At 56.6% G+C, this 1371-nt stretch carries 1 protein-coding gene; it reads left to right on the forward strand.

Annotation, left to right across the window (positions count from 1 at the left end):
- The coding region (locus tag ACFMO7_RS08955; RefSeq protein WP_376795145.1) for a transposase family protein at window positions 1–1321 on the forward strand (1321 nt) is incomplete at its 5' end.
- Window positions 1322–1371: the final 50 nt, after the last annotated feature.

A 1371-nucleotide genomic window follows, 5' to 3' on the forward strand; every position in this document is an offset into this window, starting at 1 on the left:
GTTGCCTCATTTGAAAATCTTTTCCAATTCCATTACCCGTATGCTCCTCATGAAACCCTTTACAGGAGGAACAACGGTGGACTTGAGGCTAACCATGAACGAACGAAAAGTGTTCATCAAAAGACACGCCAAAGAGTATCAGCACGCCGACAAACGCACCAAAACCGCCATCCTGCAGAAGGTGGTGCAGGACACAGGCTACCACCGCACCTACGCCGCCCTGCTGCTGCGCACCTATCAAACCCCATCTCAAACCTCCTCCCACCACACCAAACGCACCACACGACGCAAACCCACCTACACTGCCTCCACACGTCGCGCCCTGCACACCCTCTGGCAACTGATGGACTGCCCCTGTGGGAAACGCATGAAGGCGATGATACCGCTGTGGCTACCCAAACTGCAGCACCAACTGCATCTGGACGAACAGACCATCCAGCAACTGCACACCATCAGCGCTGCCACCATTGACCGCCTCCTGCGCGAACACAAACGCCAACAACCCTTCGCCCGCAAACAAGTCGCCACCAAGCCGGGCACCCTGCTCAAGAGCCAAATCCCTATCCGTACCTTCGCCGACTGGAACGAGAAATGTCCCGGCTTCATGGAGGCAGACCTGGTGGCGCATATCGGCGCAAGCAGTGACGGCGAATGCTGTTACACCCTCAACCTCACCGACGTCTACAGTGGCTGGGTGGAACTGGAAGCCTTGCCCAACAAAGCGCAGGTGTGGACGGTGCAGGCGATAGAGCGCATTCGCACCCGCTTGCCTTTCCCACTTCTTGGCATAGACAGTGACAACGGCTCCGAGTTCATCAACGCCCACTTGTTGCGTTACTGCCAGCAGCATCACATCACCTTCACGCGCGCCCGCGCGGGGCGCAAGAACGACAGTTGCTATGTGGAGCAGAAGCATTACACGGCGGTTCGGCAGTATGTGGGTTATGCTCGCTTTGAAGGCGAGGAAGCAGTGCAGGTGTTGGGGCGGTTGTATGCGGTGCTGGGCAAGTATCTGAACTTCTTCCAGTCGGTGATGCGTTGTCGGGAGAAGGTTCGGCACGGCAGCAAGGTGACCCGTCGTTACGGTGATGCGCAGACGCCGGTGGAGCGTTCGTTAGCGAGTGAGCAGATACCGGACGTGGTGAAGGCACGGTTGCGTGCCCAGCAGGCACAGTTGCACCCGTTGCGTTTACGGGAGGAGATAGCTCGCTTGCTGGAGCAGTTAGAGCAGTTAGCGGTATCCTCTTCTGGGGGTGGTTCACACTCAGGCAAGAAGGAGGGTCAACGAGGTTGCCCGAAGGCAGAGACGAAAAGAAAATAAATGAGGCAACGATGAGCATTTCGGAAAGATTTTTATATGAGGCAATACGG

Origin of the sequence: Thermogemmatispora sp. (genome assembly GCF_042408735.1) — a bacterium.
Classification (GTDB): Bacteria; Chloroflexota; Ktedonobacteria; order Ktedonobacterales; family Ktedonobacteraceae; genus Thermogemmatispora.